The 3,614-nt window shown below is 37.0% G+C and carries 4 protein-coding genes; 1 reads left to right on the top strand and 3 read right to left on the bottom strand.

The genetic code is table 11. The features are described from left to right. Nucleotides 1-274, top strand: a 274-nt coding sequence (locus FTV34_RS16765) for a mobilization protein (RefSeq protein WP_180012538.1), incomplete at its 5' end; no start/stop codon positions are given. On the opposite strand, the gene FTV34_RS16760 is transcribed toward FTV34_RS16765, so the two are convergent. From FTV34_RS16760 to lpxO, 3 genes are all read right to left on the bottom strand, one after another. Continuing rightward, entirely contained in the window at nt 271-567 is a 297-nt protein-coding gene (locus FTV34_RS16760; RefSeq protein WP_087528905.1) for a hypothetical protein, read from the bottom strand. The two genes, FTV34_RS16765 and FTV34_RS16760, sit on opposite strands and share 4 nt — an antisense overlap. After that, nucleotides 564-1,496 (bottom strand): replication initiation protein RepM, encoded by a 933-nt coding sequence (gene repM, locus FTV34_RS16755; protein WP_026438545.1) that lies wholly within the window; start codon nt 1,494-1,496, stop codon nt 564-566. Before repM ends, FTV34_RS16760 begins: the two co-directional genes overlap by 4 nt. Nucleotides 1,497-2,303: 807 nt before the next feature. Next, complete coding sequence (lpxO, locus tag FTV34_RS16750) at nt 2,304-3,218, bottom strand: lipid A hydroxylase LpxO (protein ID WP_179997574.1); 915 nt, start codon at nt 3,216-3,218, stop codon at nt 2,304-2,306. Between the last annotated feature and the right edge of the window lie 396 nt (nt 3,219-3,614).

The raw sequence follows: 3,614 nt of genomic DNA, 5'->3' as shown, positions 1-3,614 counted from the left end.
TGCTGAAAATATCGAAAAGAAAATTGAAGCCCAGTTAGAGAAGCTGAAACAGTTAAAAGCACAGAAACAGGCTATTGAAGCAAGAGAACGTACCAAAAAGAAAGAACAGGAGCGCAAGGATGATACTAGGCGTAAAATTTTGCTCGGTTCTTACTTGATTAAGAAAATGCAGGCAAATGAAGCCAATAAAGAAAAAATACTCGCTGAACTCAACGAATATTTAACAGAAAATAGAGATCGACAGCTTTTTGATTTGCCCGATATTGAAGCCTAATTTTTCTTAGCTGTTTGGTTGTTTTGTTCGGCTTGATACTCTGGAATGAGCGTATTTAAAACCTTTTGAATATTGTCCTTGTCCTCGATTTGTAAATTATCCCGATAGTAAATTAAGTTCTGTATTTTGCTTTCCATCTGCATTTTTTCGGTGGGTTCGGCATCTTTGGATAGTCGGGATAATAGGAAGATATAACCGCATATATTTTCCCTCGCAATTTCATAATTTACGATGTCGAGGTATTCAACGGTCACATGCTTTAGATCGGTTGATAGGTTATTTAATTTAATCATGGCTGAAATCCTGATTTTTCTAAAATTGGATAAAGCTCTCTGAATTTTTCAGGCTCTAAAAGCATATCAGCGATACGAATAGCAAATTGTTGGTAGCTTTCTGTACCTTGTGAATATTTCCCCATTTCAGGCATTTCTGACATTTTTTTTGCAAATAAATGGCGTTGTGCATCGGTCATTTTGATAAAAAAGTCAGGTGTGTTTGGGTCACGCTTAGAATCTAATTTTTTCGGTTGTTGTTTCTGCTTAAACTTGAATGAAAACCCAGTAATTGTACGCCCTTTCTTGTGTTGCTCATAAGTGGCTTTTATGTCTGTATGTTCATTGATTTGAGTAATGGCAGTTTCTAATACACGGCTTTTAAAATGGTGCATACGTTGATATTCATCATCTTCAACACCTAAATTTTTACGTAATTGTTGTAGTTCAAAAACAGGTGTTTTACCAACTTCACGCCAAGCGATTAATAACTCATAAAGTCTAGTAGCATACTTACTGGTTAGGTGTGCAACTTGTTTGGCTTCATATTTTGTAAAGTGTTCTTCTAATCTAGTGATTAAAGGAACTACATCAGGTGCGAAAGTAATTTCTAGTAATGCCAAATCATCTACATAAAAAATACGGCTTACCCAGCGAGAGCGAACGATACCTACCTTCCCTGTTTTTTTATATTCGGCTGTATAGCTAAACTGCCTGTTAAATAGATTATTTACGGCATCTTTCAGGGCTTTGTAGGATGCATCAGGTGATACATTAAATAGTTTTGCATAGTCACTAGCATGTATTTCTAGTTTGCTATCTGCCGTAATACCCCGCCCTAATTCCCTTGCATTAATGATTGCAAGCATGACTAAACGCTGTTCCGTTAGTTCTAAATTATAACTGGCGTTTATTAATGCATTATCTTTCACAACTAAACCATTCTTCATATTAAATACACGTTATTATTAATGTGTATTTACACACTATATATTTTATGTGTGTAAATCAAGAGAATTTGTGTGCTTATACAAGAGAATTTGTGTGCTTATACAAGAGAATTTGTGTGCTTATACAAGAGAATTTGTGTGCTTATATAAGCTGTAGTCCTCTAATATCAATGTTTTCAGCTTATCTAAAAGCATTTAAAAGCTTTAAAAATAATTAAAAGCCTTTCGAGAGGGGAGTGCAAACTGCCCTAGGTACTCGCTAAAGCTCGTACTCTATTGAAGCTCGTTCCTCGCTTCGTGGGGCAGTTTTTGGGTAATCCTATTTGTGAAATCTAAAAGCAAAAATATTGGTAATGTATTCGCTTCGCTCATACTTTTTGAAAAGCAAAAGCTCCAAAGTTCGCACCCATTCGGGATGCTCTGTACCTACCGTTTAAAATCGAAAGGGAGCTTGTAATCAGAGAAAAGGCGAGGGCGAAATTTTGATGATGCTCAATCGCTCGTAGACACTCGCTCGGTTCTTATTATCTAGGTTTTAATTATTTAATTGAGCTAATCAAAGTTGTGAAACATTGATTAAATAGTAGGCGTGGAACGTGACAAATCATTAAAAAAGCCCGAACAGTGATGTTCGGGCTATCAACTAGAAACTACAGCGTTGAATTATAAGGATAATTATAAGAAACGTTTGCATAAAAATTCCCCTATTTGCCTCATTCTATACAAAAAAGTAGCCGGGAATTAAACCGCGATGCTGAAATTGCTCAAAAATGTCATAAAAAATGCCCCGAAAGGCGTTGTGATGCTTTAAAACACATAAGGGCGAATAAAAATTAAGAAGAAAATCCCGAGCATCAAAAACCATTTTAAGAAGTAGTACACGCGACTATTTTTAGCTTTTAAGGCCTTCGCTTTTAAACGCACTTGATAGACATAGCCAAAGACTTTGTTTAAGCCACCTGTCTGATCGCCTGCTTCATTCGGAGAACTTGCTGCGGTCATCACATTCTTGCCAAACCAGTGATTAAACTTTTGCATCCAGCGAGATTTTAACGGACGCTCAACATCGGCAAAGAAAATAATACGGTTTTGAGAAGTACCATTTTCAGCATAGTGAATATAGGTTTCATCAAACACCACACTTTCACCATCACGCCATGAATAACGCTCACCATCGACATCAATAAAACAACGGTCATCATTGGGTGTCATCAACCCCAAGTGGTAACGCAATGAACCTGCATAGGGGTCACGATGGCGCACTAAACGACTGTCGGGCGCTAGTTCAGTAAACATCGCCGCCTTAATGCTAGGTAAAGTTTTTAATAATGCTGTGGTTTTTGGGCATAATTCTGCTGCTGATGGATGCGCGGAGTCATACCATTTTAAATAAAAACGCTTCCAGCCTGTTTTAAAGAATGAATTAAACCCCAAATCATCGTAGCTACTTGAAGCTTTAATACCGCCCTGTTGATATAAAGCTTTGGCTTCATCACGAATCATTTCCCAGTTGTCATCTAAAACTTTTAAATCTTGAAAATGCTGAGTGTCGATATAAGGTTGATTCGGCACTTTAGAAAATAAGTACATTAAATAGTTAATCGGTGCAAGAATGGTCGAATGGTCAAAAAACTGACGATAAAAACTATGACGCACCTTGCCGCGCTGTTGAATATACAACGCTGAAGCGATAAAAATCGCCAAAATAATCCACTTCAACATAGAACTAACCAAATACTGAAAACAGCAAAAATTCAAAAATGTCACATATTCTACTCCATTTCAGCGCATGACATCATCGCAGAAAATAGAACACAGCATTGCCAGTCGCTCTGTATACCCACCCAACCTCACGCTATAAAACGTCACCATCCAAACCAAGCATTGACTTATCTGCCCTAAACAAACCACCAAAAGCTCTACTTTTTAAGCTTTTCTCAGTCCTAAAATATTCCAACCGGATAAAAAAAAATATAAAACAATCACTTTCAGAAACCTTTGCACGAATAAACACACAAAAGTTCATTAAATTGGTATAATACAATAAAATCAATCACCTAGCAAAAAACACGACTATGGCATGGAAACAAACAGGGCAACTCTCCCTAGCAGACAGTC

The organism is Acinetobacter sp. YH16038 (assembly GCF_013417275.1).
In the GTDB taxonomy this organism is placed as follows: Bacteria; Pseudomonadota; Gammaproteobacteria; order Pseudomonadales; family Moraxellaceae; genus Acinetobacter.
The sequence above is the reverse complement of the archived record's forward strand: the minus strand, read 5'-3'. Positions and strand labels throughout refer to the sequence as shown.

Coding starts and splice junctions, on each gene's coding strand:
- repM (WP_026438545.1), bottom strand. CDS start 1,496: ATGAAGAATGGTTTAGTTGTGAAAGATAATGCATTAATAAACGCCAGT.
- lpxO (WP_179997574.1), bottom strand. CDS start 3,218: ATGTTGAAGTGGATTATTTTGGCGATTTTTATCGCTTCAGCGTTGTAT.
- FTV34_RS16760 (WP_087528905.1), bottom strand. CDS start 567: ATGATTAAATTAAATAACCTATCAACCGATCTAAAGCATGTGACCGTT.